We start from the raw sequence: 3,154 nt of genomic DNA on the forward strand, positions 1-3,154 counted from the left end.
GGTTCGGGGGGGGGGGGGGGTGCTCTCGGCGCCGCCCGGGGTGGTTGGCCTGGGGGGGGCCCCCCCCCAGGTCGGCGAACCGCTTGGCCAGGGTGGACCGGGACACCCCCGTCCGGGCGGCCAGCGTGGCGACCGACCAGGGTGCAGCCGGCTCGGCGTGCAGGAGGCGCAGGGCGTCGCCGACCACCGGGTCCCGCTGGGCGGCGTACCAGGCCGGGGGCTCGCCGTCGGGCCGGTCGAAGTAGTCGCGCACCGCGCAGACCAGCAGCCAGTCCAGCAGCCGGTCCAGGACCACCTGCTGCCCCGGGGTGTCGGTGGCGACCTCGGCGGCGAGGTGGTCCAGCACGGCGTCGCTCGCGCCGCCTGCACCGACGCGCAGCACCACGGGCAGCGCGTCGAGCAGCCGCCGGCTGATCTCCCCGCGCACCGGGTAGGCGCCGACGACGAGCGTCGTCGCACCATCGCCGCAGTCGCTCCAGCCCCGCCGGTACCTGGTGCCGCCCAGCTCGGGCACCGCGCAGTGCTCGCCGCACGCCACCGGTTCGGCGGTCGTGCCGACCTCGTCGACGAACAGGAACGGCGTGGGGCCGCGCACGACCGCCGTCTCGCCGGCGCGCAGCTCCACCGGCGGCTGGCCCTCGGTGACGATCCAGCCCGCACCGCTGATGACCGCGCACAGGGTCAGCGGCGCGCCGTCGACGAAGTCCAGCGCCCAGGGCGGCGACAGCGTCGAGCTGCCGAACAGCGAGCCCTGGGCGCGCATCCCGCGGAAGAGGTCACCGAACGAGTCCATCCACCGAGGCTAGACGATCACAAAGGCAATCCGGCTCATCGCCCATGGATTCGTCCGGGGAGGCGGCGTTGAATCGCCCTCATGACCAACAGCACGAGCCTGACCACCGAGGACCTCGAGTTCCTCGCCCGCCCCCTGCACGGGTTCCTGTCCGTCGCCGGCGGGACGCAGCCGCCCCAGCCCCGGCCCGTCTGGTTCGAGGCGACCGCGGAGGGCACCGTCCAGCTCTTCACGGAGGTGGGCGCCCTGAAGCTGCGGCACCTGGCCCGCGACCCGCGCGCCTCGCTGGTCGTCGCCGCGCCAGTGGGCGAGAGGGAACGCTGGCTCTCCGTCGCAGGCCCCGTCACCACCGAGACCGATGGGGCGAACGAGCTGAGCTCCCGGCTCGCCGCCCGCTACTGGGACCTCGACGACCCCACCCGGGCCAGGGATCTCGCCGGGATCCTGGCGCACGACCAGGTCCGCGTGATCATCCACCCGGACACCGTGCACCGCTACGCATACTGACGTCGGGCTAGACTGCGTGTGGCCGTGACTGGCGAGGGTGGGTCACCACCGGGGAGCGGCCGAGCGACCCGTGATGCGCGCCGCCCGCCTGGGTGCCAGGGTTTTCCGCGAAGCTACCTCCGAGGAGAACCGCCATGTCCGGCGCCCCGTCCACTCGCCCCGACGACCAGCAGGTTGTCCAGCTCACCGACGACTCACAGCGCCCCGTCCGGCGCGCCCTGCTGAGCGTCTACGACAAGACCGGCCTGATCGAGCTCGCCACGGCGCTGCACGACGCAGGGGTCGAGCTGGTCTCCACCGGGTCCACCGCGTCCCGGATCGCCGACGCCGGCATCCCCGTCACCCCCGTCGAGCAGCTCACCGGGTTCCCCGAGTGCCTCGAGGGCCGGGTCAAGACCCTGCACCCCCGCGTGCACGCCGGCATCCTCGCCGACACCCGCAAGCAGGACCACCTCGACCAGCTCGCCCGGCTCGAGATCGCGCCGTTCGAGCTGGTCGTCGTGAACCTCTACCCGTTCGCGGCCACCGTCGCGTCGGGCGCCGGGCCGGACGCCGTCGTCGAGCAGATCGACATCGGCGGGCCGTCCATGGTGCGTGCCGCGGCCAAGAACCACCCGTCGGTCGCGGTCGTCGTCGACCCGGCGCGGTACGACGACGTCGTCACCGCCGTGCGGGCCGGCGGCTTCACCTACGCCCAGCGCAAGGCGCTCGCGGCGGCGGCCTTCGTGCACACCGCGACGTATGACGTCGCCGTGGCCTCCTGGATGGGGAACGTCGTGTCGCCCACGGACGAGGTGACGGTCGACGGCGAGCCGCAGCACTCCGGGTTCCCCGCCTGGATCGGCGGCACGTGGGACCGGTCGGACGTGCTCCGCTACGGCGAGAACCCGCACCAGCGGGCCGCCCTCTACACACGCGGCGACGGGGTCAAGGGCCTGGCCCAGGCCGAGCAGCTCCACGGCAAGGCCATGAGCTACAACAACTACGTCGACGCCGACGCCGCGTGGCGGGCCGCCTGGGACCACGAGGGCCCGGCGGTGGCGATCATCAAGCACGCCAACCCGTGCGGTATCGCCGTCGGTGCCGACATCGCGGAGGCGCACGTGCGGGCCCACGCGACCGACCCGGTCAGCGCGTTCGGCGGCGTGATCGCGGCCAACGGCGTGATCACGGCGGCCGCGGCCGCGCAGATCGCCCCGGTGTTCACCGAGGTCGTCGTTGCGACCGGTTTCGAGCCGGAGGCGCTGGAGATCCTGCGGGCCAAGAAGAACATCCGGCTGCTGGTCGTCCCGGAGGCACCGTCCGGCGCCGTCGAGACCCGGCCGATCTCCGGCGGGCTGCTCATGCAGGCGACCGACCGCTTCCAGGCTCCTGGGGACAACCCGGAGGAGTGGACCCTGGCGACCGGCGAGGCCGCGTCTCCCGAGGTCCTCGCCGACCTCGCCTTCGCATGGAAGGCCGTGCGGGCCGCCAAGTCGAACGCGATCCTCCTCGCCAAGGACGGCGCGGCGGTCGGTATCGGCATGGGCCAGGTGAACCGTGTCGACTCGTGCCGCCTCTCGGTCGAGCGCGCGAACACCCTGGCCGAGGGCGAGTCGGGCCCTGTCGAGCGTGCCCGCGGCGCCGTTGCGGCGTCCGACGCGTTCTTCCCGTTCGCCGACGGCCTGCAGGTGCTGCTCGACGCCGGGGTCACCGCCGTCGTGCAGCCGGGCGGCTCGATCCGCGACGAGGAAGTCATCAAGGCGGCAGAGGCGGCGGGCGTGACGATGTACCTGACGGGCACCCGCCACTTCGCCCACTGACTCCAGTTCGCCGAGGTAGAGCGGGTGTCCGGACACACGCTCTACCTCGCGG

3 protein-coding genes and 1 riboswitch are annotated in these 3,154 nt (G+C 73.5%); of the genes, 2 read left to right on the forward strand and 1 reads right to left on the reverse strand.

The features are described from left to right. On the reverse strand, positions 1-793 hold a 793-nt coding region (locus tag ACFWE2_RS09395; RefSeq protein ID WP_377223953.1), incomplete at its 3' end, for a cupin domain-containing protein. Positions 794-874: 81 nt separating this feature from the next. Here ACFWE2_RS09395 and ACFWE2_RS09400 point away from each other — a divergent pair. Together ACFWE2_RS09400 and purH are read left to right on the forward strand one after the other, a co-directional pair. Continuing rightward, positions 875-1,300: a pyridoxamine 5'-phosphate oxidase family protein gene (locus ACFWE2_RS09400; protein WP_377223954.1), complete on the forward strand. Its 426-nt coding sequence runs from the start codon at positions 875-877 to the stop codon at positions 1,298-1,300. Positions 1,301-1,314: 14 nt separating this feature from the next. Then, positions 1,315-1,401: riboswitch (ZMP/ZTP riboswitch) on the forward strand. 33 nt (positions 1,402-1,434) lie between these two features. Continuing rightward, positions 1,435-3,102 carry a bifunctional phosphoribosylaminoimidazolecarboxamide formyltransferase/IMP cyclohydrolase gene (gene purH / locus ACFWE2_RS09405; protein ID WP_377223955.1) on the forward strand — a complete coding sequence of 556 codons (1,668 nt, stop codon included), beginning with the start codon at positions 1,435-1,437 and terminating at the stop codon, positions 3,100-3,102. Positions 3,103-3,154 lie beyond the last annotated feature (52 nt).

Source organism: Promicromonospora sp. NPDC060271 (assembly GCF_042726755.1).
Taxonomy (GTDB): domain Bacteria; phylum Actinomycetota; class Actinomycetes; order Actinomycetales; family Cellulomonadaceae; genus Promicromonospora.

Excerpts from the sequence above, each read along its gene's own strand:
- ACFWE2_RS09400 (WP_377223954.1), top strand. The coding sequence starts at position 875 with ATGACCAACAGCACGAGCCTGACCACCGAGGACCTCGAGTTCCTCGCC.
- purH (WP_377223955.1), top strand. The coding sequence starts at position 1,435 with ATGTCCGGCGCCCCGTCCACTCGCCCCGACGACCAGCAGGTTGTCCAG.